Genomic DNA, 25,613 nt, shown 5'->3' on the forward strand with positions numbered 1-25,613 from the left:
TTTACTTCCTCTAAATAGATTGTTTTATGTTTGGTATTTCTATTTTTCTTTTTATTAGCAAACTGACTGGATGAATTGTTTTAGCCTTTCTGATTTTGGCGCATTGAATATCTCTGCTGCAGAGCCAAACTCATCAACTTTACCTGCATTCAAGAACATGACTTTATTGGCGACATCCGCCGCAAACTTCATTTCATGCGTCACTATGATCATGCTTCTGCCTTCAGTTGCTAAATCATGCATAACAGCTAAAACTTCACTGACAAGTTCTGGGTCTAAGGCCGAGGTCGGCTCATCAAAAAGCATTAGCTCAGGGTTGATTGCGAGAGCTCTAGCTATGGCTGCTCTTTGTTGTTGGCCACCGGAGAGGTTGCAAGGGTATTGGAGCTTCTTATCGTAAAGCCCAACGCGTTTTAGTAGCTGGTGGGCATTGATTAAGGCTTCATCTTTGGACATGCCAAATACCTGAGTCGGCACTTCGATAATGTTTTGCTCGATAGTCATGTGCTGCCAAAGATGAAAGCCTTGAAAAACCATGCCAAGTTTCTGACGGATAAGGCGAAGCTGCTTTTGGTCTTTTGCAACCATGTCACCTTGTTTATTGCGAATGAGCTCTATCTTCTTACCAAAAATACTGATCTCACCTGCGCTTGGTGTTTCCAGCATGTTGATGCAACGAAGCGTGGTGGATTTACCGGATCCACTGCCACCGATAAGGGCAATGACATCGCCTTTCTTGGCGCTAAGGTCTATGCCTTTTAAAACCTCAAGTTGACCAAAACTCTTCCTGAGATTGGTGATTTCAAGAATGTTGTTGTTTATATCTATCTCATTTATGGCCATGTCGGATGTCTCTAAATGATTTTTAAAATAATTAAATTATGCGCTTGCATAAATTTATACACTTGCATAATAATGATGTCAACAAGATTGCTTTGAGCGATAAGTAATCAAATAAAGGCGAACTTAGGAGAGTAAAAGAATGAAATTATTTGGTAGTCAGTCAATGGTTGCACCGATTAAGCGTGTACTCATGCGTCGTCCTGGGCAAAGCTTACTTGCAGCAGATGCGAACCAGTGGCATTACGGCAGTATGTTTGATGCGCCAAAAGCAATTGAACAATACAATGCGTTTGCTGAGATAGTGGCAAGCTGCGGGGCTGAAATTAGCTGGATAGAAGATAAGGGGGATGGGTTATGTGATGCTATGTTTACTCAGGATGCTTCCTTAGTGACTAATCACGGTGCTGTTTTATTAAATATGGGCAAAGCGTTGCGAGTCCCAGAACCTCAAGTTCATGGGGAAGCTTATCGCGCAGCTGGTGTGCCAATATTGGGAGAGTTAACCGGTACAGCTATGATCGAAGGTGGGGACTTTATTTGGTTGAATAACAATACCATAGTGGTCGGCTGTGGATTCCGTTCTAACCGTGAAGGAATAGAGCAACTCAATGCCATTCTTAACCCTTACGACATTAATGTAATCGGTTTTGATCTGCCTGTTTGGCAAGGTGCTGAGGCATGTTTGCATTTAATGTCGATGATTTCTCCTCTTGATGATAAGTTAGCGTTAATATATTCACCGCTTATGCCAACCGCATTTTATAATTTACTGTTGGAAGAGGGTTACACCCTGATAGATGCACCAGCGCAGGAGTACTTGGCAAGTGGTGGGCTTAATCTGAACGTCCTACCTTTGAATCCAAAAGAGTGCGTTATGATAGATGGCTTCCCAGAGACTAAAAAGATGATGGAAGAGGCTGGCTGTCAGGTGCATGTTTTTAAAGGTGATGCCCTTTGTATTACCTGTGAAGGCGGGCCCACATGTTTAACGAATCCAATTTTACGAGGCTAATTCATACCTAGTATGTCAACTAAGAGAAGAGAAGGTAATAATCGTCGTCAAGAGCTGATTGAAGCCACATTAAACTGTATTGAAAATGAAGGGATACAAGGGGCTACAGTCAGAAAAGTAGCTGACTATGCCGGTGTTACTAATGGGCTGATACGGTTTTATTTTTCAGGTAAAGATGAGCTCATTAGAGCAGCATATGCTGCTTTATTAGAGCAAATTTATGTCAGTGCTAGGGCGAATATTGAAGATGCCCAATTACCTGTAAAAGAACGGTTACGTCGCTTTATTCAAGCGACCCTTTCTTTTCCTATTGTCTCCCCACGTACGGTATTGTTGTGGGCCAACTTTTTACCATTAACCTATATTGACGATGAAATGGCTGCGATACGAAATGAAGGTTATGTGGAAACGACTAACATTTTACAGCCCTTGGTTATAGCTTCTCTTGCTCAAGAGAACCGTAATATTTCAGAAGAAGAGTCACAGCGATTTGCCATTAAGCTTAATGCCGTCATAGATGGGCTTTGGCTTGAAGGCAGTATGGCGGGCTATAAATTTCAAAATGGTGAATTAGCTGAAATGGGGGTTGAAACTGCATCTTCTATTTTAGCCATTAATTTAGCTAACTAACGTATGAAAAGCCCACATCATAAGGTTGATGTGGGCTTTTCATTATTTATTTAAGCCGTTGCTGCTTGGGCTTTTCTTAGCATGCTAGTCAGCTCGTCTTTTAAATAAACACGACGATGCTTGGCTTTTTCTTCTTCAGCTGTAGTGGCTAAAGTGACCTCATTTTCCATATTCTCAATGCTGCGTGTTAGTTCGTGGTATTCATCAAATAGCTTTTTAAAGTGAGCATTCTCCATTTTTAATTGGTGAATTTCATGCTTAAACTCAGGTAAATCATTGGCAAGTGTATGGTGTTCTACAGACATGGCTCTTCCTTGTTTTATTAGATAAATAACAAGGAAGAGCATAAAGCGCGCTTTAATATTTTATCTTGATTTAGATTAAGGAAAGGCTAATTCAAGCAAAGTAAATAGCCTAACTTCAAGTATGTTATTAATGGCTGCAATCAAAGCAGTGTTTAATATCGGGTAAAATGGTTAAACGCTTTTCTTCTATTGGCTTACTACAGGTTTTGCATAGGCCATAATCTGATTCTTGTAGGCGGCTTATGGCATATTGAACGGCTTCTAAGGCTAGGTTTTCCGCTTTTCGGCACTCTTCAATGACTTCATTTTTTTGGATGATATTTCTCTGCTCTAAACGTATTTGCTTTAAGCGATCTAAACTATCTTTATAGGTGTCCAAAAGCCCTGCTTCTGCACGGCTAATGGGATGATTAAAAGAAGCAATCTTTAGGTTACGGGTAAGAGATTGGCTAATCGGAAAATAAGACATATTGGTCTCCTCTAAACTTTAGCGGCAAGGGCGTGTTTGCTGAGCATTGATTGAATCGAAAGGTTTAGCTCATTTTGCCTTTTCTGATACTGCTCTAATTCAAATTCTTGCTGGGCTGCATCAAGGTTTTGCACCTTATTACTGACATTTAAGTATTCGATTGCCATATTCTGAAAGTCGGTATTATGTAAATTTAATAGCCTGATTTCATCAGCAAATTGAGGGTGTTCGAACATGAGTTTTACGATTTGACGTGTCATCTGAATCTCCTTACTCAGTCTTCAAGAAATTTATATCAGATTAGCTAACTATTTTGATTAAAAAAATAGACTAGTTTAAAGTTTTAAACTCTCCCTGATATGTATCAGGTTAATCTGACTTTATGACAATTTTATGTTGAATGAGCTGGAGCTATGCTGGGTGAGGAGTGAGTGCGCTGAGCTTAACTATCTGCGCGAACAGGTAAGCGTAGCAAATAGATACTGACGCAAATACCAATACAAATTAGGCTTAGGGTTGCCCAGAATTTAGCCACGATAAAGATAGATAAGCCCATGCCACACCACATAAAAATAATGGCTCGGTTACGACTCTTTTTGGGGATGCCTTTATCAGATTGCCAATCTTCTATTATGGGGCCAAAAAACTTGTGTTGCTTCAACCATAGGTGAAAACGCTTGGATGACTGAGAGAAACACCAGGCACTTAACAGTATAAAAGGGGTAGTGGGTAATAGGGGAAGTACAATGCCAATCACACCTAGAATGAGTGATATCCATCCAATAGATAAGAGTAGCAGTCGCTTAAAAGGGTTGTTTTCTTTTGTGGCTAACTTGCTCATGTTAACTAAGGATCCTCTGGTGACGCTTTCATCTACTTGGATAAAACCTATGATATCAACCAGTAAAGCACAAATTAAGGGTGTGTAAATGACTTTTATGTGAAAGAGGCTAGGTTAACCTTAGCCTCTTTATAAGGATTTGTATTAAATAAATGAGGACATGTCGTCCATTGATTCAGGTGCAGCTAGACTCCAGCCGCCTAGGCGTTTCCAACGGTTAACGATTTCACAAAACAGCTCGGCGGTTTTTTCGGTATCGTATTTGGCTGAATGCGCTTCTGCGTTGCTAAATGGAATAGCAGCGGCTTCACAGGCTTTTGCTAATACGGTTTGACCAAATGCGAGGCCAGCAAGGCTTGCGGTATCAAAGCTTGAGAAGGGGTGGAAAGGGTTTCTTTTAATATCACAACGCTCAATTGCTGCATTTAAGAAGCCATGATCAAAAGCCGCATTATGACCGACTAGAATCGCACGTTTGCAACCGACTGATTTAAGCTCTTTACGCACTTTACTAAAGATTTGCCCAAGCACTTCTGCTTCCACCACATCTTTGCGTTCCGGGTCAAATGGGTCGATACCAGTAAACTCTAATGCTGATTTTTCAAGGTTTGCCCCTTCAAAAGGTCTAACATTAAATTCAATGGTTTCGTGAATGTATAGCTCGCCATTTTCATCCATTCGAAGGATGCTGGCAGCAATTTCTAATAATGCATCTGTTTTATTATTAAAGCCTGCGGTTTCAACGTCGATAACTACAGGTAAGAAACCACGGAAGCGGTCTTTAATTTCGTGCATGGTGGAATTTTGCTGGTTTGACAAGAGTAATCCTTAATTGTGCCACTTGCTCGTAATGTTATTGCTGGATAGGATTGCAGCATAACACATTTGTTAGCTTGAACGAGATATCTAATGGGAAATGCGGTACTAAAAAATTTGAAAAAAACACTAATACCAGCTGTTTGTGCGCTTGGTATTGGATTTAGTGCCTCTTCACAGGCAATTACCCGATATCAATCTGAATTAAATGATGCTCAGTGGTTACTTTCTGGTGATATTTTTTCCTGCAGTTTGAGTCACCCTATCATGTCATATGGTGATGGGCATTTTATTAAAAATGCCGGTGAACCCATGAAATTCATTCTTAACCCGGGCAATGAGAAACTCGGTCCTGGTAATGTTTACATTATTTCTCAAGCGCCAAATTGGTCTCCGGGTTTAAAACCAGAGACCCTTGAGGTTCTCGCTTACCCAGGTTATGGCATGACGGTTGAGGTGGGAGGGAAAGTTGCTGAACGCATGCTCACCAGTTTGAATAAGGGTTTACACCCTATCTTAGCAGGCAGTGCGTGGGAAAGTGGCCGAGAAACAATCGAAGTGGTTTTAACCAATATCAACTTTGCCCCAGCTTATAATGAATTTAGGCGCTGTATGGCAAGTCTTCTTCCTGTCAATTATGATCAGATTGCTCGTTCTGCGGTGCTGTTCCCTGAAAACGGCGTGTTATTGTCGACGCGAATGAAGGATAGGCTTGATCTTGTTGCTTTGTATGTGGCGAATGACCCAAGTGTTGAATATATCTATATTGATGGCCATACGGACTCATTGGGCTCAAGGCGTGATAACCGAGAATTGTCTAAGCAAAGGGCTGAGGCGGTTACCGCTTACTTATTAGAGCAAGGGGTTGAAGTCGAAAAAATTATTTCTCGATACCATGGTGAGCGTTATCCAACGATTGATAATAAAACACGGGCTAACCGAGAGCGTAACCGCCGTGTAACTATTCGACTGGAAAAGTTTGATCCTTAATATCGAGGGTCACTAAACCCTAGCATTTGAGTCATTAATCAATTGCTAGGGGGGAGTCTGGCCCTAAGACATCTAAGCCAATATTAATCTCAATGTTAAATGTTTTGGTTTGACCTGAGCAGCCTGCATAAACAATGGTCCATGGCTCTTCTGTACCTGGCGGTGGAATTCGCCAACATACTCCTTTGATATTGACGTAACGAGTTCCATCTGAGTCTTCGGTAATGGCGTACTCAATTTCCTCTGTCTGTATTTCCTGATAGCTCTGTTGAGCTTTTTCGGCTTGAATAAGCTGCTCTTGGGTTTGATTGGAAAAGACATTTTCCAATATGGCCTTGTCTAACGGCACCTCTTGTTGAGCATTGTTAAAACTCTCTTTTTGAATGCCTTCAAGTCCTTTTAAAAGGTTTGGTTGGGTGGCTTTGTTAATATCAAGGCTGTCTAACGTGTCTGCTAAATTGTTAGTGTGATTAAACTCAATGTCGTCAGCTTGCTTCCTTTCGGTTGCTGGCTGAGAGCTTTTGCTCATTGGCTCTGGCTGAATTAGTTCAACCGTTAAGGTTTTTTGAGAACTCACTTTTGACGTTTGTGCAAAAGAAGGAAGGCCGAAAATGGGGTAAGTAAAAGGCAATAATATAAGCAGGTGTATCGCGACCGCGAGGCCTAAGATAATAAGGTGTTTAGGTTGGATCTTCACAAATATTGTTACTAAAAAATGTTTGGCTTATTGATTGCTGAGTTTAACCTTTTTATATCTCTTAATCGATGGCTTTCTTTATTGCTTCATGTTTGCCCTAATTGAGCATAAGGCTTAAGTAAATAAGTTCTTTGTTTTCTGACGCCTTAAATTAGAAACTGAACGAGATATAAGGCTAGAACGAAAAAGTGGCAAATATCAACGGGCTTTTTGCGCTTCGGGGTTGGGCTTTGAACCTTGCCAACGTATACTGTTGCCAGTATAAAATATGAGAAAAATTTATGTCTAGATTGCTTACCATTTTGTTTGTTGCATCACTCTTAATTGCATGTGGAAATAAAGGGGCTTTGTATTTACCAACAGCCGATAATGGACCAGCACAACCTAGTCAGAACAATTTATAAGGGTAAAGTTTAGTGGACTTTTTTAATTACAAAGATCAAGCGTTAATGGCTGAAGGCGTATCTATTGCTAGCATTGCTCAGCAGCACGGCACACCATGTTATGTATATTCAAGAGAAACATTAGAGCGCCATTATAAAGCCTACGCTGATGCGTTTGCTTCACACCCATCCTTAATTTGTTATGCCGTGAAAGCGTGTTCAAATATCGCTATTTTAAATGTGCTAGCCAAAATGGGCGCAGGATTTGATATTGTTTCTGTTGGGGAGCTAGAGCGAGTGCTTCGTGCTGGTGGCGATGCGAGTAAAGTCATGTTTTCTGGCCTTGGCAAACAAGCTCATGAAATGGAGCGAGCACTTGAAGTGGGGATTCATTGCTTCAATATCGAATCTGAATTTGAATTGTATCGCTTAAATGAAGTTGCTGAAAAATTAGGTAAAAAAGCACCCGTTTCTTTAAGGGTTAACCCTGATGTGGATGCTAAAACACACCCTTATATTTCGACTGGGCTTAAAGAGAATAAATTTGGTATTGATATCAATGATGCGGTACGAATTTATACTATTGCCCATGAACTCCCTTACTTAGATGTCATGGGCGTTGATTGTCATATTGGTTCTCAATTAACTGAGTTAACCCCTTTTATTGATGCCTTTGATCGTTTATTAAAATTGATCGATGAACTTGCTCTTGTTGGGATTGAAATTAAGCACGTTGATCTAGGCGGCGGTTTAGGTGTGCGCTATCGTGATGAAGTACCTCCTGTGCCTGCAGATTATGCTGCACTCGTTTTGCCTAAGGTTGAGAATAGAGCTTTTTCATTAGCCTTTGAGCCAGGTCGTTCCATTGCTGCCAATGCTGGTATCTTAGTGACTCAGGTTGAGTTTCTAAAATGTTCTGAGCATAAAAACTTTGCCATTATTGATGGTGCTATGAATGACTTAATTCGTCCTTCTTTGTACAGTGCTTGGATGGATATTGTGCCTGTTAAACTTAAGTCTCAAGCGACGGGCAATAAAAAACTGTATGACTTGGTTGGACCTGTATGCGAAACCGGTGACTTTTTAGGTAAAGACAGAGAGCTAGATTTAGAAGCAGGTGATTTGTTGGCCGTTAGGTCTGCTGGTGCTTATGGTTTTACCATGTCTTCAAATTACAATAGTCGAAATCGTGCGGCTGAAGTGATGGTTGATGGGGATAAGGTTCATCTTATCCGAGCACGTGAAACCATAGAACATCAGCTTGCTGGTGAGCAAATATTACCAGAATAAGGAGGCCAATTTTGTTGCTTAAATTTACTAAAATGCATGGCCTAGGTAATGACTTTGTTGTGGTTGATGCGGTTAGCCGTAAAGTGTATTTCAATAAAGATATGATTGCTCGCTTGGGTGATCGCCATACTGGCATTGGTTTTGACCAATTGCTGGTGGTTGAGCCACCGACTAATCCTGATATGGATTTTAGGTACCGTATTTTTAATTGCGATGGTACTGAGGTGGAGCACTGTGGTAACGGTGCCCGTTGTTTTGCTACCTTTGTACAAGATAAAGAATTGATTAGTAATGACATTATTAATGTTGAGACTAAGAATGGCCCTATTCAATTAAGGGTGCTGGCTAATGGTCAGGTTACCGTTGATATGGGAGTGCCTAGTTTTGAGCCGGCTGACCTTCCTTTTACTGGGACGGCAAACGGGGCGTTTTATGATATCCCAGTTGCTGGTGAGTCTTACCCGATTACGCCTGTGTCCGTTGGAAATCCCCATGCCGTTCATAAAGTCGATGAGTTAAGTGATGAGTATGTTGAGCGTATTGGTGAAGCAATTGAGAGTCATGATTTGTTTCCTAATAATGTCAATGTAGGCTTTATGCAGCTAGTGTCAGACAGTGAAATTAATTTGCGTGTTTATGAGAGAGGGGTTGGTGAAACTCAGGCTTGTGGCACTGGAACCTGTGCGGCTGTTGTTGCTGGAATAAAGCAAGGGTGGTTGGCTGCAAAAGTGAAAGCAAACTTACTGGGTGGAGAGCTGACAATAGAATGGCAGGGCGAAGGTCAACCCATCTTGATGACAGGGCCAACAGCAAAAGTATTTGAAGGCCAAATTTATCTCTAAAGAGGCAGTATGACCGAAGCGAATGTCATTGAGTTTTTAAAAGCGAACCCAAAGTTCTTTCATGAGCATTTAGATCTATTGGAAATGATGGATGTCCCCCATGCATTGGAGGCAAACAATACGGTTTCCTTAATCGAAAGACAGGTTTTTTTGCTAAGGAAATCAGCTGAGGATTATAAAAGTCAGTTTGAACGTTTAGTCCATGTGGCCCGTGAAAACGAAGCTATTATGCATAAAAGCAGAAGGCTAGTACTTGCCAGTATGGGGTGTGCTAGTTTGGATGAGTTTGCCATTATGTTAGATGATGCTATGCGTGATGACTTTAATATCAAGCTACATTCGTTGGTTTTATTTTCTGATCTCCCTCTGGATACCAATATTCGAGTCACTGCCATGGCAGATGCTGAACCTGTTTTAAAAGAAGTGCTTTTAAAAACAGGTTGTTACTGTGGCGCGTTATCTGTCGCTGAAGCTAAATATTTATTTGAAGATAAAGCGGATCAGGTAATGTCTTCAGCTGTCTTGCCTTTGGTGTCTCATTATCAAGGGGCAGATAAATACATTGGCATGTTGGCATTAGGTAGCGATGAGCTTGAGAAGTTTAAGCAAGAAAAAGGTGTTTTGTTTCTTGAGTACTTATCTGACATTTTAAGTGCCATTTTAATAAGGTTGCTACCATGACGCGTTTAATTACCTTTGATCTGGATAATACCCTATGGGATGTTGAGCCTGTGATAGTAAGAGCGGATCAGGCTATGTTTCATTGGTTTGAAGATAGATTTCCTGGCTTTAATCAGGCTTTTGATAATGCGGCTCTTTTTAAACTCAAAACTCAGCTGTTGGAAGATTCGAGTAAATTGAGGGCGGATATTTCACAGTTGCGTATTGAAGTCTATCGAATTGCTTTGCAGGAGTTTGGTTTACCAAAAGAAGAAGCGGGTTCTGTTGCAAAGGCAGCATTTGATTTTTTCCATCAGTGGCGACAAAAAGTGGATTTGTATCCAGGCACAAAAAAGGTGCTTTGGCAGCTAGCAAATCACTATCGTCTTGCCGTTATTACTAATGGTAATGCCGATGTCTATCACCCTGAAGTTGGTCTGGCGGATTCATTTGAATTTGCTGTTAGGGCTGATATTGAAGGTATTGCAAAACCACATGCTGATATTTTTGTGAAAGCAGCTGATATTGCCAAGGTGGATGTCACTAGCTTGATTCATGTGGGTGATAATGTTCACGATGATGTCAATGGCATTAATCAGGTCGGCGGTCGGAGTATTTGGTTTAACCGACATGGCGCTAGACGTTGGCAAGATAGCTGGCAGGGGCGTCCTGATGCAGAGGTCCATGCTCTTGAAGAATTACCTGAAGTTATTGCGGATATGATTGCGCAAAATTAATTCAGTGAAAGTTTAAGGAATATGAAAATAGTTATTTACTATTGAGTTAGTAGTAGGAACTCATTTTTACCCCCATAAAAAAGTGCTAAACTAGCACATATTCAAAGATAATATGATTTAAGGAATTTCAAATGGGTGATAACACAATCCAAATTACCGATGCACAATTTCAAGAAGAAGTGCTGAACTCTGAAGTACCCGTTGTGGTAGATTTTTGGGCCCCTTGGTGTGGTCCTTGTAAAATGATTGGTCCAGTACTTGAAGATGTTGCTGGTGAAATGGAAGGCAAAATTAAAGTTGTAAAAATCAACGTTGATGAAAACCCTGATACTGCACCTAAGTACAATGTACGCGGTATTCCAACCTTATTGGTTGTAAAAGGCGGTGAAGTGGTTGCAACGAAAGTGGGTGCTGTTTCAAAAAGCCAGCTAGTTGATTTTATCGACACATCTATCTAATTCTTTTTTAGATTTAGAGACTAAAAAAGCAGCCAATTGGCTGCTTTTTTTATGCTTCAATATCTGTTGCTGAAAGCGGGCTACTTTTTCAAGCTTGCCAGTTTCTGCATATAGTTAGGCGAATGGTAGCTTTCTAAGGCGCTTGCCATGGTTTGAGCGTAAGGCAAATACTTTTTCAGATCTTTCTTTGCCATAGGCTCGTCGTTAGGTAGCTTAACGGTCACAGGGTTTTTGTGAGTGCCGTTAATTCGGAACTCATAATGTAGATGTGGTCCAGTGGCATAACCTGTTTGGCCGACAAAGGCGATGGTTTGTCCTTGTTTTACTCTGCCACCACGTTTGATTTTGCGAGAGAAGCCATTTAAGTGTGCATATAGCGTAGTGTAGCCTCGTCCGTGATCAAGAATGACCACATTGCCATATCCGTTCTGTCTGCCTTTAAATATTACCTTACCATCACCTGATGCTTTAACCGGTGTGCCTTTTGAGGCCGCATAGTCAACGCCTCGGTGTGGTCGAGTTGTTTTAAAGATAGGGTGTAAACGATTAGGGTTAAACTTGGAAGAAATACGGGTGAAATCGACCGGTGTACGCAAAAACGTTTTACGCATCGAAAGACCGTCCGGCGTGTAATAGTGAGAGCCTTTTGATGTTTTGTAGCGTATCGCTTGGTAAACGCGGCCATTGTTGACAAATTGAGCGGCGAGAATATTACCAAATCCGATGGATTGCCCATCGAGATACTTTTCTTCAAACAACAGGCTAAAGGTGTCGCCTGTTCTAAGGTCTAGTGCAAAGTCGATATCCCAGCCAAAAATGTTTGCCATTTCAATCAGCATTGACTGACTAATACCGGCTTTCAAGCCATCTAGGAATAGTGAATTACTAATGGTCGCTTCTTTATAAACCTTAACTATTTCAGGTTCCCTAACCACTTTGTTGCTAGTGAACTTACCGTCGCTCTTTTCATAAACAATGGTTTCAAGCTGGGACTTAATGAGTTTAAGGCTGATGAGCTCATCAGTATTTTTGTCTTTTACAAACTCAAGTGTTTGCCCGGGGCGCATGCGCGTGAGCTCTTTTGATTTTTTATCAGAACTAGAGACGCGGTAAATATCTTGGTTAGAGATACCATGCAGGGATAATATTTTGGAAAGCGAGTCACCTGTTTTGACCGTGGCTTGTTGGGTGGTAAAAGCAGGTGCGTGTTTAACTAATCCAGCTGGCGTTGGTATGCCTGTCGTTGTGCTCTGGATGGAGTTAGATAAATTATTTTGGATAGTTTGGTTGGCAACTTCACCATCAGTTGCAATAAGTTGAAGTGGTACTTCGATGTTAATTGTTGTTTCTTCGACGTCAGATGGCGTAAAGCCAACAAGCAAAGCCACGATGCTAGTGGTCGCCGCAAGTAATAAAAGATGTTTTGTAAGATTTGTTTTAGCCAAGAGAATACCTAAAAATCTGAAATAAAGCCTTATAATGTTACCAATAATGCCTTTATAATTGAATGCTTTTACTGAAACAAGACAGTTAATCACTTAACTTTTATGACTTTTTAATCTGGGAAACGATTTCGCTATGACAATAGGTAGTAACGACCTTCTAAAAGACCTACAAAACCGTGGGCTAATTGCGCAAACAACTGCTGAAGCAGAGTTGGCTAATCATTTGAATGAGGCGAGTCGTACTCTTTATTGTGGCTTTGATCCAACGGCTGATAGTTTGCACATTGGTAGCCTGGTGCCTTTGTTGATGCTAAAGCGTTTCCAACAAGCAGGTCATAAACCATTAGCGTTAGTGGGTGGTGCAACGGGTCTTATTGGTGATCCAAGCTTTAAAGCCGCTGAACGTAAGCTAAATGGTCCAGAAGTGGTTAACGAATGGGTCAGTAAGCTTAAGGTTCAGGTAAGTCAGTTTATTGAATTTAATGATAGTGCGAACAGTGCTGAAGTCGTCAATAACTATGATTGGACTAAAGACCTTAACATCCTCGATTTTTTACGTGATGTTGGTAAGCATTTTTCTATTAATGCCATGATTCAAAAAGAATCTGTTAAGCAGCGTATTAATCGTGAAGGTGAAGGGATTTCCTTTACTGAATTTACTTATATGATTTTACAGTCATTTGATTTTGCTGAATTAAATCGTCTTAATGGCTGTAGTTTGCAAATTGGTGGTAGTGACCAATGGGGCAATATTACTGGCGGTACTGAGTTAACACGTCGTCAAAATGGCAATCATGTATTTGGTTTGACTATGCCGTTAGTGACCAAATCTGACGGCACTAAATTTGGTAAAACTGAATCTGGCACCATTTGGTTAGACGCTAAAAAGACCAGTCAATATGCTTTCTTCCAATTCTGGTTAAATACTGCTGATGCCGATGCGTATAAATTCCTGAAATACTTTACCTTCTTATCAGTCGAAGAGATTGATGCCATTGAAAAAGCGGATCAAGAAGCACAAGGTCGTCCTCAAGCTCAAGCTATTCTTGCGAAAGAAGTGACTAAACTGGTTCATGGTGAGGAAGGTTTAGCAGCGGCTGAACGTATTACTCAGGCTTTGTTTAGTGGTGAAGCGGCAGACCTTAGCGAGCAGGACTTAGCTCAAATCCAATTGGATGGCTTGCCTTCAACTGAGTTTGAACTATCTAGCTTGACTGATATGCCTTTAACAAGCTTCTTCACGGAAGCGGGACTTGCGACAAATGGTAAGCAAGTTAAAGATGCACTTCAGCGTAACTCTGTTTTTGTAAATGGCGAAGCGAAGGGAATGCAAGATAATATGTTAGCGACAGAAATTTTTGCAGCAGAGAATGGTTATTACAATAAGTACTTCTTAGTGAAATTAGGTAAGAAGAAACATCACTTATTTGTTCTAAAATAAGCAGAATTTGCCTGATTAAAATTAAGCTCTCTTTTTATAGAGGGCTTTTTTTTGCTTAATCTTTTGCTACTAAGTCTAATTTTTGCCCGGAACAGTGTCTTTAAGACTTTTTAGAAAATAAAAAAACCAGCCTAAGCTGGTTTTTTTTTGGGTTTAAACTTATGTGCTATTTATAAAAATATGCTGACACACAAGCCGCCAACAAGGCTTAATACAATGGTATAAGGGAGTGCCATCCAAACCATACGACCATAGGATAAACGCAATAGAGGCGCAATCGCTGAGGTTAATAGGAATAAGAAAGCGGCTTGACCATTAGGGGTGGCAACACTGGGTAGGTTGGTACCTGTGTTAACCGCGATGGCTAGCTTGTCAAAGTGCTCACGTGAAATAGTACCCGCATCAAGGGCGGCTTTCACTTCATTAATGTAAACCGTTGCGACAAACACATTGTCACTAATCGCAGACAAAATACCGTTAGCCGCAAAGAACATAATGGGTTGCTGGCTTAATGGTAAAGACAATACATAAGTGATTACGGGTTGGAACAAGTGTTGGTGGTGAATGACAGAGACGATAGTAAAGAAAACCACCAAAAGCGCTGTGAAAGGCAAAGCTTCTTCGAATGCGTGCCCAATTCTGTGTTCCTCTGTGATGCCGTTAAACGCTGTTAGAAGTACGATAATCATGAGACCAACAAGGCCAACTTCGGCAATATGAAAAGCCAAAGATAGAACCAAGATAACCGCAACAACGGCTTGTACTAATAGTTTTGCTTTATGGGCTGGTGTGCTGCGTTTGTCAGCTTCTTCATCGTAGTTTTGCAGAATTTGACGAATATTGTCCGGTAGTAGTGCGCCATAACCAAAGCTTTTCGTTTTTTCTAGAAGGACCACAGTGATTAAACCTGCAACAAGAACAGGCATAGACACAGGTGCAACATACAAGAAAAATTCAGCAAAATCCCAACCTGCAACTTCAGCAATCAGTAGGTTTTGAGGTTCGCCAACCAAGGTTGAAACGCCACCAAGAGCAGTACCAACAGCACCATGCATCAATAAACTACGTAAAAAAGCGCGGAATTTTTCAAGGTCATCACGATTCGTTTCTAAGACGTGATCATCTGAACCGTGATCATGGTCGTGATCAGGTTTTTTACCAGAAGCAACTTTATGATATACAGAGAAAAAGCCCACTCCCACACTGATAAGTACGGCGGTTACAGTCAGTGCATCAAGAAAAGCAGATAGGATTGCAGCAGAAAGGCTGAAAAGTAAAGAAATTGCAACTTTCGAACGAACACGAATCAATAATTTGTTGAAGATGAATAGCAGCATATCTTTCATAAAGTAAATGCCAGCCACCATAAACATGAGAAGTAAAATAACGGGGAAATTATTGACTACTTCGGTATAGACACCATGGGAATCTGTTAAGCCAATTGCAACGGCTTCAATGGCAAGTAAGCCACCAGGTTGTAGTGGGTAACATTTTAATGCCATCGCAAGGGTAAAAATAAACTCAACAATTAATAACCAGCCGGCGACAAAGGGTCCTGCAGTCATAAAAATAATTGGATTTAATATTAGAAATGCAATGATGGTTTGTTTAAACCATAGAGGAGAACTTCCTAAAAAGTTCTTGCTGAGAGCCTGAAATAGGGTCGCAGTCATGGATTTGCTCCTAGTTTGGAATGATAAAGATTAATGACGTGAATGATAAGAGATAAAGAGGGTTAGAGGAAGTCTAGACTTTTTAATATAAGACATTGTTTTTAACAAAATTTACCATATATACAAAGGTAGAGAGTTTTACAAAAAAACGATTGGTAATAGTCAAAAAAGGCGGAATAAATTGGAATTTTTAATTGAATATGCAGGCTTCCTGTTAAAACTGGTGACAGTCGCACTCATCATAGTGCTCACTTTCGCTGGGATCTTTGCGAGCAAAGGTAAAGAAAAGCCAGGCGGTTTGAAAATCACTAAATTGAACGACAATTATGATACGGCGAAAACCCAGTTAGAGAATGAACTGCTTGATAAAAAGCAATTAAAACAACAGCAAAAAGAAAAGAAAAAGCAGGACAAATTAGCAGCTAAAGCAGATAAAAAGGCAAAGAAACAAGCGTCTTCTGTCATCGAGACTAAAAAGCGACTTTTTGTACTGGATTTTGATGGGGATATTCAAGCCAGTGCAACCCAAACTTTGCGTCGTGAAATTACCGCCGTTTTATCTGTCGCTTCAGCAGACGATGAAGTCGTGGTTCGTTTGGAAAGTGGTGGTGGTGTTGTTCATGGATATGGTTTGGCTGCTTCTCAGTTGCAACGCATTAAAGATGCCAACTTACCATTAACGATTTGTGTTGATAAAGTCGCCGCAAGCGGTGGTTATATGATGGCTTGTGTGGCCGATAAAATTATTGCTGCGCCGTTTGCGATTTTGGGCTCAATTGGTGTGGTAGCACAAGTACCTAATATCCATCGTTTATTAGATAAAAGTTTAGTGGATGTAGAACTTCATACGGCAGGTAAGTACAAACGTACTTTAACCATGTTGGGTGAAAATACCGATGAAGGTCGTGAAAAGTTTAAGCAAGACCTTGAAGATACTCACGTTTTGTTTAAAGAGTTTGTGTCTAGTGCTCGCCCTGTGATTGATATAGAAGCCATCGCAACGGGTGATGTTTGGTATGGTTCTCAAGCCTTAAAGAATAATCTGGTCGATCAAGTGAGTACCAGTGATGCTTATTTAGTGTCTCATTTTGACTCGGCTGATGTGGTTTCTGTACGTTATCAGGAGCCTAAAAAGTTGGCTGAAAAGCTTGGGTTGTCTGTATTGTCTGCATTAGAAGCAAAAGCAACAAAATGGGTAACTAAGGTGAGTCAATTTAGAGGTTATTAATTTTTGCTAAGCCCTGTTGAGCAATAATCATTGCTCAGTTTGGGTCTCTGGTGCTTGGGTGATTGGTAGTGTCAAAATAAAGGTGCTGCCAATACCTACTTCACTTTCAATATCGATCGTACCTTCATGATCTTGGATGATGCCATAGGAAATGGCTAAGCCAAGTCCTGTGCCTTTGCCAAGTGGCTTGGTGGTATAAAAAGGATCAAATAATTTTTCCATTTGTTTATCTGAAATACCACAGCCATTATCCTTAATTCGAATTTTAATTTTCTCTTTAATTTCTATACTACTTACTTCAATAAGACCCTTCTCTTTAATGGCATGACCTGCATTAATTAATAAATTGAGAAGTACTTGTTTTATTTGCCCTGGAGCACAAAAGGTAGGAGAGAGCTTGCCTAAATTTGTTTTGATTTCGCAGTGGTATTTTAATTCGTTATTCACAACTTTAAGGGTGCTTTCAATGCATTCGTTAAGGTCGCAATAGGAATGTGTACTTTCTTGATCCGCATGGGAAAAATCTTTTAAGCCTTTGACTATTTCTTTAACTCTAGTGGTACCTTCTTTGGTGTCTTTAATTAAGCCTGGAATATCATCATGAATAAACTCTATGTCTATTTGCTCTTCTAAGCTTTTTACTTTTTCTAATGCTGTTGCTTTATCTTTTTGATCTTCATCTAGCACTTTCTGATAGAGATTGATGAGGGAAATGAGTTGGTCACTATATTCCTCTAATGTTTCTATATTGCTAATGATAAAGCTCATCGGGTTATTGATTTCATGGGCAACCCCAGCCGCTAATAAACCAACAGAGGCCATCTTCTCTGATTGCATTAGCTTAGTTTGAGTGTCTTTAATACTTTTGTTGGCATCTTCAAGTTGCTTATTCTTATCAATGATGACCTTAGTACGCCTTTGTACGGTTTCCTCAAGTTTCTGATTAAATTCTTTTAGCTCTTCTTCAAATAAGTCACGTTTTTCACTGGCTTCACTTAGGTTTTTTGCCATTTTATTAAACGCTTTAGTTACCGCTGCTATTTCATCTTTACCGGATACGGGGACATTAACTTTAAAGTCTCCAGCAGAGATTTGTTTCGTTGCTTTCATCAAGACTTTTAATTGTCTGGTAAGGTATGTCCCTAGCGCAAAAGAGAAGAGGGCAACAAGTAGCATCTCAATCCCTGCAATAAAAATACTTCTTTGTTCCGCTTCTTTGATGGTGTCTAAAATACCTGTGATATCGATGCCGATTTCAACGCGTCCGTAGATTACCTCGCTTTCCTCTATAATGGCGTGAGTATCAAAAATACCATCATCGACAGTTTCTACACTGTCATCCTCAGCAAATACTTTGTTTAAAGCCTGTGTATCGCCGCCACTTGCGAATATTTCTCCGTTTGGGCCAAGTACTCTGGCATAACTTAAATCTGGGTTCTTTAATACTTCGCTGACAAAAGCTTCTAGAGAGGCGAGGTCATAGGAAAGGATGGCATCCTTGGTTGTCGTCGAGAATAGCTCAGCAGTGGTGGTGGCTCTTTTCGCTAAACTTGAATAGTTGGTGCTCTTTAGATAATCCAGCGTCATACTGATAAGCAGGATAAGGAGTAGAGCCTCAATAAAAGCAATCCCAAGAATGGTTTTAGTTCTTAGTGACAAGGTGTGCTCCTATTAAGGCTTATAACACTATTGCAGCAGGTGTTCTAGCAGGGTGATGTCAAGGTCTCGAACATCATCCCAATCTTTATTTTCAGCTCTTTCTACTCCTTTAAAATTAATTGTTTTGAGAAGTGCTTGCCCTTTTGGATCTGTATTCATATCAATCAAGGCTTGCTGAAGTTTGTTTTTCAAATCCTTATCAAGATCCGGATGGGTGGCAATGGCGTGGGGAGTGTAGCCAGGTGTGGTCCAAAGAATTTTAAGTTTTTCATTTACAGCAGGAGCGGTATTGTTAAGTGTTCTTTGAACGCCACCACCTGCTGGAAATAAATTACGTGAGACAGTTAAGTAGACAGAGTCATGGGATGACACATATTTGGGTGTGATATTAATGCCATCTTTTGCCATTTTGGCTCTTGGCAAAACACTGGCTGCAAACGCGGCTGGGGCAGGAAAGGCGAGTGTACTGCCATCTAGCTCTTCAAGGTTTGTAATTGTGCTGTCTTTTGGTACAACAAGAATGCCTTTGATTTTTTTGTCTTTTTGCTTGGCAATGGCATTATACCCAGGACGTTCGTGAAAAACGGTATAGTGATAAGGGTTCATATAGGCAATATCATATTGACCTTCTAAGACTCTTTTTTCGAAAGTGGGTATATCATTCGCTGTGCTAAAGCGGATTTCGTGGCCTACTTTCTCACTTAAGTAAGAACAAATAGGCGTCCATAAGCGAGCGAGTTTTTTTGCTGATTGCTGAGGGACTATTCCTAAGGTAAGTGTTTGAGCTTGCACTAGACTAAAGCTGCCAATTGCACAACAGACTATTAAGCGTTTAATTGTCTTTATCATAATTGCGTCCTATCAGAATATGAGTCTATTTGTTTGATCTAAATAAGTTTAATTGCATGTATTGAGTTTAGAAGAGTTTTATTCCCTAGCCAATTAAATCTGTAAAGTATGGTTAAAAGCCGTCATTTTCTGTGATCGGAATAAGTCTGTTTATTTCTTCCTCTTCGGCCTCTAAGCTAATGCTAGCTTCTGCATCTCTGACCATTTCTTCTTCGGTTAGTGCTTGCAACATGAGCTCGTGTTCGGCGTCATCAACAGAAATAGGTTCAAAGTATAGTAGGCTGCCAACAGTTGGGTGATCTAAGTAGTTGAGTTTTTTGCTCGCCGTTTTACGTTCTACCTCAAAGCGAAGTACTAGCGCAGGCTCAAATAATTGTACTGTCTCTGTTTTAGTGATGTCTGGCGAGTCTAAAAAAGGGTCGAGTTCATCAAATATTAGACTGTTATTGATTGTTTCAGGCTCTTTAATTTGCGTGGTAAAGGTGTCAAATAGATAGTGTTGATATTGTACTTTTGTTTCGAGGTAGCGACCTAGCTTTACTTGGATTTGGCCTGTTAATTCAGGGTAACCATCTAGAATGTTATCACTATGAAACTCTGCAAAATTAATGCTGCCTTGGTCTTCAAAAATCATCGGCCATGTTTGATTCGATAGAATGTTAACTCTTCGCTTTATTAATGCTTGGTATTGGGCGAAGGGGTTGATGTCTTCACCTTCATTGGCAGAGGTTTTATTGATAATGCTGCTGCTTAAAATGGCATCTTCATCATTTTCAAAGCGTTGAATATCTTCTAACTGATAAATGTTCTCATAATTAATTTGCTCGCTACTCATCTTATCTGACCAGGTAAAGGTAAGTAGGTGGGCGCGATAGGCACGCGCATTCGACTTTTCTGCCTCTTGAGTTTCTTTATCTTCTGCAAAAATGCCAGTAGAGATAACAAGGCTAATAAGCGCTAGCGTTAAATGTTGAATGGACATTAATGTAATAGTTCCAATAATTTGTGAATGTTTTCAAACCTTTGTTCCGCTTTAAGCATGCTTGCTTGTACTTTTAGTGCAGCAGGCCCTGCCAGTTTATAGGTATCAGGCTTGGTTTGAATAAGGTTAATTAGCTTCATTGGATCGATCGGTGTTTTTTCATTAAAGGAAATCTTCGCTTCCTGCGGTCCCGCCTCAATTTTATTGATGCCAAGTTTTTCTGCTTTCAATTTAATATGCGTTTGTTGAAAGAGGTTTTTTGTTGGATTTGGTAGTAAGCCAAATCTATCTATCATTTCAACTTGAAGCTCTTTTAATTCCTTATCAGTACTCGCATTCGCGATACGTTTGTAGAGGATAAGTCGGCTATGGACATCCCCTAAATAATCATCCGGAATCAGAGCGGGTACTCTTAAGTTAATATCTGTTTGAGCAGGTGTGCTGATATCTACATCAGGTGCTTCACCTTGCTGTAAGGATTTTACTGCGCGATCGAGCATTTCCATAAAGAGAGAGAAGCCCACATGTTCAATGTGGCCGCTTTGGCCTTCACCTAATAGTTCACCCGTTCCTCGGATTTCTAAATCGTGTGTTGCCAATGTAAAGCCCGCCCCAAGGGTGTCTGCTAACTGGATGGCTTCAAGGCGCTTCTGTGCATCTTTAGTGACATTCCTATCTTCTGGGGTCAATAAATAGGCATAAGCCTGATGATGAGAGCGGCCAACACGCCCCCTTAGTTGGTGAAGTTGGGCTAAACCAAACTTGTCTGCTCGATTGATAATGATGGTGTTGGCATTGGGGATGTCTATGCCGGTTTCTATAATGGTTGAGCAAACAAGTATATTGGCTCTTTTATGATAAAAATCCGACATGACTTGCTCAAGGTCTCTCTCTCGCATCTGGCCATGGCCAATCAGTATGCGACCTTCCGGAATAAGTTCAGCAAGCTCTTCGGCCGCTTTGGCGATAGTTTGTACATCATTATGTAAAAAGTACACCTGACCGCCACGATGAAGCTCACGTAAAATGGCTTCTTTTACCGTGTGGTTGTCCTTTTTCTTGACGAAAGTATTAACGGATAAACGCTTAGCAGGTGGAGTGGCTATGATAGATAAGTCGCGAATACCGGATAAGGACATGTTTAATGTTCTCGGGATAGGCGTCGCGGTAAGAGTGAGGATGTCAACTTCTGAGCGCAGCGCTTTAAACTGATCTTTTTGTTTCACTCCAAATCGATGCTCTTCATCTATGATGACTAGGCCTAAATTAGCGTACTTTATATCCCCTTGAATCAATTTGTGGGTGCCGACAACAATGTCTGCTTTACCTTGTTCTAAGCGTTCAATGGCGGCATTTGTTTGTTTGCCACTTCTAAATCGGGAAAGAAGCTCGACCTCGATGGGCCAATCTGCAAATCTGTCACAGAAGTTTTCATAATGCTGCTGGGCAAGGAGTGTAGTTGGAACAAGTACCGCAACCTGTTTTCCGCCTTGAACCGCCATGAAAGCTGCGCGCATAGCCACTTCGGTTTTACCAAAGCCCACATCACCACAGACCAGTCTATCCATGGGTTTTTTACTCACCATATCTTGGATGACTGCGCTAATAGCAAGTTGCTGATCTGGTGTCTCTTCAAATGGGAAGCCTTGAGAGAAGAGGGCATATTCTTGATCTGGCTTGCTAAATGCGTGACCTTGACGAGATTCTCTTTTCGCATAAATTTCAAGTAGTTCTGCTGCTGTATCTCGCGCTTTCTCTGCCGCTTTTTGTTTAGCTTGGCTCCATTTTTCGGTGCCAAGTTTATGCAAAGGGGCGTGGTCTTCATCTGCGCCGGTATAACGCGATATGAGTTGCAGTGATGAGACGGGCACATAGAGTTTGGCTTCGTTGGCGTAGCCTAAGGTTAAGAGCTCAGTTTCTTGCCCATCAATCTCTAAATTAGTGAGCCCAAGATAGCGGCCAACGCCATGATCAATATGCACGACCGGCGCGTTTAATCTGAGCTCGGTAAGATTGCGGATAATGGCATCTTGATTGATATCCGTGCTGGTTTGGCGCCTATGTTGAGAGACTCGCTCACCGAGAATTTCTTGCTCGGCAATCACTGCGATGTTTTGATCTAATATAAAGCCGTTTTCTAATGAGCCTGTCGTAATGCTTAGTGTGTCTTTGTTAAGCAGAAACGTTTGCCAGCTGTCGCATTGTATTGGTTTGATTTTGTATTCACTGAGAAGCTCTAACAGCGCTTCACGACGCCCTGCGGTTTCAGCGACGATGAGAGTGCGTTGATTCTTGTTTGTTAGAAAATCAGCAAGTTTATGGATAGGATTCTTGGCTTTAGATTCAAGTATCAAATTAGGTAATAAAGTGAAGTGTTGGTGAGCTCCCTTATTGATTCTAATTTGGGGAAAGCTTTTCAGTTGTTGAAAAAACTCTTCTTTACGTAAGTTGATTTCATGAGGTTCAAGAATCGGGCGCTCAAGGTTGTAACCTAGTGACTCATGTCTTGCTTTAAACTCACTGTCTAAAAAATCCAGCTGGGTGCCAATGTCTTCGTTTAAAACAAGCGCACTGTTTTTGGGTAAATAATCAAAGAAACTTTCAGTCTTATTAAAAAAGAGTGGTAAATAGTATTCGATCCCGGCTGGGATAATGCCGTTTGAGACATCTTGATAAATAGGGGTATCTAAAGGACTTGAACTAAAGCGTTCACGCCACTTTTGTCTGAAGGTCTGGCATCCTTCTTGGCTTGCTGGTATTTCTCTGGCTGGCAACATTTTTAGCGCCGACAGCTTTTCTGTACTTCTTTGGGTTTCTGCATCAAACCAGCGTAAAGAGTCGATTTCATCATCAAACCAATCGATGCGAATCGGGTTATTCGCCCCCATTGGATAAACATCCATTAGCGCGCCGCGTATTGCAAATTCACCATGTTCTCTTACGCTTTCAACATGTAAATAACCGCCACTGGTTAATTGGCTCGCTAATTTTTCTAGGGGTAATTTTTGACCTTCGCTAACAACAAAGCGTTGAGCATCAATATGTGATTTTGGGCAAAGTCTTGAATTAGCAGAAGCTAGGGTGGTTATGACAATTGCCTGTCTTAAATCAGCCAGCTGAGAGAGGGTTTCAAGGCGAGCTGAAATAATATCTTGATGGGGAGAAAAGGCGTCGTAGGGGAGTGTTTCCCAATCAGCAAATCGTAATACAGGCACTCTATTGTTATTAAGGAAACTAAGTTCGCTTTCTAGCTGATTAATTTTCGCCACAGAGTCAACTAATAAAATGAGTGGCCCATCAAGTTGCTGGCACATCTCTAGTAATTGAATAGCTAGTGTGGAGCTGTTCTCAGCAAAGACTTGGTTTTCATAACCTGGGCGTAAAGTTAGCGTTAGCGAAGGTAGTAACGACATTATTAAGGCAAAATTCCCTGTTGTGCATGAATGCTTGTTTTGAATAGATAAGTATTAGGTAGCCAAGTGTACGTAGTAAATTTAATGGGGGCAATGCGGTGTGACTATGGGAAAGTAAAATAGCGAAGCGAAATGACTTTCTATTCCTTAGGGCGCTTTTTAAGGGCAAGTTTTTTTAGAATTATTATTCATATTAAGAAAATACAGATATTTTCTTTTTTTTATTAAGATATCTTCTAGAGTTTTATAGCATTGAAGGATATGGAATTAGCCTCATAAAGCTTGCTTCTAGGGTGAATATGACTCATGACAAAAATATATAAGGTTTGTTTCTAAAATAATCACTTAGGCTTGAAAAATTGAAAAAACACCTAAAATGGGTCGTTTTTCACTACAAGAATGTCTTAATTCGTTAAACAAATGGGCTATCTCGCCAGCTAGCAGTAGTCATTCTGCATAATGATCTTTATAATGCGTCGGTTTTTTGGTGAAGTGAGTTTACGTTAAAAGGCTGCTTTAGTAACAGCCGATGGATTGTGAATGTTTTCCCGGAGGGGGTCACAGAAATCACGTAATGCGCTTTTGTGTTCAATTTTTGTTGGGCAGAACATATGTTTAAAATTACTAAGGGCCTTGATCTTCCGATTAGTGGCGCTCCCAATCAAGTGATTGAGAATGCTCCAGCAGCACGCTCTGTTGCTGTGATCGGGCCTGACTATCATGGTATGAAACCTACTATGGCAGTTGCGGTCGGAGATAAGGTGAAAAAAGGGCAATTGCTCTTTACAGATAAAAAAACTGAAGGTGTAAAATATACAGCACCTGCTGCAGGTACTATCGCAGCCATCAATCGTGGCGATAAGCGTGTATTGCAATCAGTTGTTATTGATGTTCAAGGTGATGAGAAGGAAGAATTTGCTTCTTTTTCAGGTTCAGAGCTTAAGTCATTAGAGCGACAGGCTGTAGTAACTAACCTTATTGATTCAGGTCTATGGACAGCATTTAGAACGCGTCCTTTTTCAAAAGTACCTGAAGTCGCATCGATTCCTAGTTCTATTTTTGTTACGGCGATGGATACCAATCCGTTAGCAGCATCTGCAGAAGTTGTTCTGGCAGATAAAGCGGAAGCTTTTGCTGATGGTTTGACTGTTTTGTCTCGTCTTACTCAAGGAAAAGTCTTTCTTTGTAAAGCGCCTGATACAAAAATTCCATCGACAACCGATGTGAGCGTACAAGAATTTGCGGGTATTCATCCAGCAGGCCTTGCGGGCACACATATACATTTTCTTGATCCTGTAAGCGATAAGAAAAGTGTTTGGTCAATCAACTATCAAGATGTTGTTGCTATTGGTAAGTTGTTTGTCACAGGTGAACTTGATGCTGAGCGCGTAATCTCTTTAGCAGGACCGCAAGTTGTTAAGCCTCGTTTAGTAAGAACACAATTAGGTGCTAACCTTGATAGTCTAACGTCAGGCGAATTACTTGAAGGTGATAACCGTATCATTTCTGGTTCTGTGCTTTCTGGTCGTAAGGCATTCGGTCCTTATGCATTCCTAGGTCGTTACCATAATCAAGTTGTTGTGATTGCTGAAGGGCGTGAACGTCAAATGATGCACTACTTGCGCGCAGGTGTTGAAAAACACTCTGTGTTAAATGTTTTTTGGTCAAAATTGACAGGTAAAAACAACTTCGCAATGAGTAGTACAACGAATGGTAGTGATCGTACTATGTTACCGCTAGGTCATTTTGAGCGTTTGATGCCAATGGATATCTTACCGACTCAATTACTAAGATCTCTGGTAGTAAAAGATACAGAACAAGCGCAATTGTTAGGTGCATTAGAATTAGACGAAGAAGATTTGTCTCTATGTACTTATAGCTGTTCTGGTAAATTTGAATATGGCCCGATCCTTAGGGATTGCCTGACTTTGATTGAAAAAGAGGGTTGAT

25 protein-coding genes are annotated in these 25,613 nt (G+C 40.7%); 12 read left to right on the plus strand and 13 right to left on the minus strand.

All coding sequences use genetic code 11. The features are described 5' to 3' along the window. Positions 1-54: 54 nt before the first annotated feature. Positions 55-843, minus strand: coding sequence for an ATP-binding cassette domain-containing protein (locus MED121_RS10530; RefSeq protein WP_009833674.1), 789 nt, complete (start codon positions 841-843; stop codon positions 55-57). Between the two features lie 139 nt (positions 844-982). Here MED121_RS10530 and MED121_RS10535 point away from each other — a divergent pair, with 139 nt between their 5' ends. Further along, a complete protein-coding gene (locus tag MED121_RS10535; RefSeq protein ID WP_009833675.1) occupies positions 983-1,855 on the plus strand; it encodes an arginine deiminase family protein in 873 nt (290 codons plus the stop codon). Positions 1,856-1,867: 12 nt separating this feature from the next. Continuing rightward, positions 1,868-2,485, plus strand: coding sequence for a TetR family transcriptional regulator C-terminal domain-containing protein (locus tag MED121_RS10540; RefSeq protein WP_009833676.1), 618 nt, complete (start codon positions 1,868-1,870; stop codon positions 2,483-2,485). Positions 2,486-2,535: 50 nt separating this feature from the next. Here the strand turns inward: MED121_RS10540 and MED121_RS10545 are convergent, their stop codons facing one another. The 5 genes from MED121_RS10545 to rnt all read right to left on the minus strand — a co-directional run bounded on the left by MED121_RS10545 (position 2,536) and on the right by rnt (position 4,895). Next, positions 2,536-2,790, minus strand: a complete 255-nt coding sequence (locus tag MED121_RS10545) for a DUF465 domain-containing protein (protein WP_036179952.1) — start codon at positions 2,788-2,790, stop codon at positions 2,536-2,538. A 127-nt stretch (positions 2,791-2,917) separates the two neighbouring features. Next, positions 2,918-3,259: a TraR/DksA C4-type zinc finger protein gene (locus MED121_RS10550; RefSeq protein WP_009833678.1), complete on the minus strand. Its 342-nt coding sequence runs from the start codon at positions 3,257-3,259 to the stop codon at positions 2,918-2,920. Positions 3,260-3,270: 11 nt separating this feature from the next. Continuing rightward, entirely contained in the window at positions 3,271-3,519 is a 249-nt protein-coding gene (locus tag MED121_RS10555; protein ID WP_009833679.1) for a hypothetical protein, read from the minus strand. 182 nt (positions 3,520-3,701) lie between these two features. Beyond that, on the minus strand, positions 3,702-4,100 hold the full coding sequence (locus tag MED121_RS10560) for a YbaN family protein (RefSeq protein WP_009833680.1): 399 nt from the start codon (positions 4,098-4,100) through the stop codon (positions 3,702-3,704). Positions 4,101-4,244: 144 nt separating this feature from the next. Continuing rightward, positions 4,245-4,895 (minus strand): ribonuclease T, encoded by a 651-nt coding sequence (gene rnt / locus MED121_RS10565; protein WP_009833681.1) that lies wholly within the window; start codon positions 4,893-4,895, stop codon positions 4,245-4,247. A gap of 138 nt (positions 4,896-5,033) precedes the next feature. Here rnt and MED121_RS10570 point away from each other — a divergent pair, with 138 nt between their 5' ends. Beyond that, the gene (locus MED121_RS10570; RefSeq protein ID WP_242603200.1) at positions 5,034-5,906 is read left to right on the plus strand and encodes an OmpA family protein; all 873 of its coding nucleotides are present in this window, start codon (positions 5,034-5,036) and stop codon (positions 5,904-5,906) included. A gap of 34 nt (positions 5,907-5,940) precedes the next feature. Here MED121_RS10570 and MED121_RS10575 read toward each other — a convergent pair whose 3' ends face one another. After that, positions 5,941-6,603, minus strand: a complete 663-nt coding sequence (locus MED121_RS10575) for a hypothetical protein (protein ID WP_009833683.1) — start codon at positions 6,601-6,603, stop codon at positions 5,941-5,943. 281 nt (positions 6,604-6,884) lie between these two features. On the opposite strand from MED121_RS10575, the gene MED121_RS24265 reads away from it, so the two are divergent. The 6 genes from MED121_RS24265 to trxA all read left to right on the plus strand — a co-directional run bounded on the left by MED121_RS24265 (position 6,885) and on the right by trxA (position 10,973). Beyond that, complete coding sequence (locus MED121_RS24265) at positions 6,885-7,007, plus strand: lipoprotein (RefSeq protein WP_116371607.1); 123 nt, start codon at positions 6,885-6,887, stop codon at positions 7,005-7,007. Positions 7,008-7,019: 12 nt separating this feature from the next. Beyond that, the gene (gene lysA / locus MED121_RS10580) at positions 7,020-8,276 is read left to right on the plus strand and encodes a diaminopimelate decarboxylase (RefSeq protein ID WP_009833684.1); all 1,257 of its coding nucleotides are present in this window, start codon (positions 7,020-7,022) and stop codon (positions 8,274-8,276) included. A gap of 11 nt (positions 8,277-8,287) precedes the next feature. Next, entirely contained in the window at positions 8,288-9,118 is an 831-nt protein-coding gene (gene dapF, locus MED121_RS10585; RefSeq protein WP_036179956.1) for a diaminopimelate epimerase, read from the plus strand. 9 nt (positions 9,119-9,127) lie between these two features. Further along, positions 9,128-9,799, plus strand: a complete 672-nt coding sequence (locus MED121_RS10590) for a DUF484 family protein (RefSeq protein ID WP_009833686.1) — start codon at positions 9,128-9,130, stop codon at positions 9,797-9,799. Further along, positions 9,796-10,515 (plus strand): HAD-IA family hydrolase, encoded by a 720-nt coding sequence (locus MED121_RS10595; protein ID WP_009833687.1) that lies wholly within the window; start codon positions 9,796-9,798, stop codon positions 10,513-10,515. Before MED121_RS10590 ends, MED121_RS10595 begins: the two co-directional genes overlap by 4 nt. A gap of 131 nt (positions 10,516-10,646) precedes the next feature. Continuing rightward, on the plus strand, positions 10,647-10,973 hold the full coding sequence (trxA, locus tag MED121_RS10600) for a thioredoxin TrxA (protein WP_009833688.1): 327 nt from the start codon (positions 10,647-10,649) through the stop codon (positions 10,971-10,973). A gap of 80 nt (positions 10,974-11,053) precedes the next feature. Here trxA and MED121_RS10605 read toward each other — a convergent pair whose 3' ends face one another. Continuing rightward, positions 11,054-12,418 (minus strand): peptidoglycan DD-metalloendopeptidase family protein, encoded by a 1,365-nt coding sequence (locus MED121_RS10605; protein WP_242603201.1) that lies wholly within the window; start codon positions 12,416-12,418, stop codon positions 11,054-11,056. Between the two features lie 133 nt (positions 12,419-12,551). On the opposite strand from MED121_RS10605, the gene tyrS reads away from it, so the two are divergent. Beyond that, positions 12,552-13,859, plus strand: a complete 1,308-nt coding sequence (gene tyrS / locus MED121_RS10610) for a tyrosine--tRNA ligase (protein ID WP_009833690.1) — start codon at positions 12,552-12,554, stop codon at positions 13,857-13,859. A gap of 170 nt (positions 13,860-14,029) precedes the next feature. Here tyrS and nhaB read toward each other — a convergent pair whose 3' ends face one another. Beyond that, entirely contained in the window at positions 14,030-15,532 is a 1,503-nt protein-coding gene (nhaB, locus tag MED121_RS10615) for a sodium/proton antiporter NhaB (RefSeq protein ID WP_009833691.1), read from the minus strand. 181 nt (positions 15,533-15,713) lie between these two features. Between nhaB and sohB the strand changes: the two genes are divergently transcribed. Continuing rightward, on the plus strand, positions 15,714-16,760 hold the full coding sequence (gene sohB / locus MED121_RS10620) for a protease SohB (protein ID WP_009833692.1): 1,047 nt from the start codon (positions 15,714-15,716) through the stop codon (positions 16,758-16,760). 27 nt (positions 16,761-16,787) lie between these two features. Here the strand turns inward: sohB and MED121_RS10625 are convergent, their stop codons facing one another. The 4 genes from MED121_RS10625 to mfd all read right to left on the minus strand — a co-directional run bounded on the left by MED121_RS10625 (position 16,788) and on the right by mfd (position 23,663). Further along, positions 16,788-18,419 carry an ATP-binding protein gene (locus tag MED121_RS10625; protein WP_036179959.1) on the minus strand — a complete coding sequence of 544 codons (1,632 nt, stop codon included), beginning with the start codon at positions 18,417-18,419 and terminating at the stop codon, positions 16,788-16,790. Between the two features lie 27 nt (positions 18,420-18,446). After that, a complete protein-coding gene (locus tag MED121_RS10630; RefSeq protein ID WP_009833694.1) occupies positions 18,447-19,268 on the minus strand; it encodes a phosphate/phosphite/phosphonate ABC transporter substrate-binding protein in 822 nt (273 codons plus the stop codon). Between the two features lie 112 nt (positions 19,269-19,380). Further along, positions 19,381-20,250 (minus strand): hypothetical protein, encoded by an 870-nt coding sequence (locus tag MED121_RS10635; RefSeq protein WP_009833695.1) that lies wholly within the window; start codon positions 20,248-20,250, stop codon positions 19,381-19,383. Further along, complete coding sequence (mfd, locus tag MED121_RS10640) at positions 20,250-23,663, minus strand: transcription-repair coupling factor (RefSeq protein WP_009833696.1); 3,414 nt, start codon at positions 23,661-23,663, stop codon at positions 20,250-20,252. The genes MED121_RS10635 and mfd overlap by 1 nt, the downstream gene beginning before the upstream one ends. 611 nt (positions 23,664-24,274) lie before the next feature. On the opposite strand from mfd, the gene MED121_RS10645 reads away from it, so the two are divergent. Then, positions 24,275-25,612, plus strand: coding sequence for a Na(+)-translocating NADH-quinone reductase subunit A (locus MED121_RS10645; protein WP_009833697.1), 1,338 nt, complete (start codon positions 24,275-24,277; stop codon positions 25,610-25,612). Position 25,613 lies beyond the last annotated feature (1 nt).

It is taken from the genome of Marinomonas sp. MED121, assembly GCF_000153025.1.
Taxonomy (GTDB): Bacteria; Pseudomonadota; Gammaproteobacteria; order Pseudomonadales; family Marinomonadaceae; genus Marinomonas.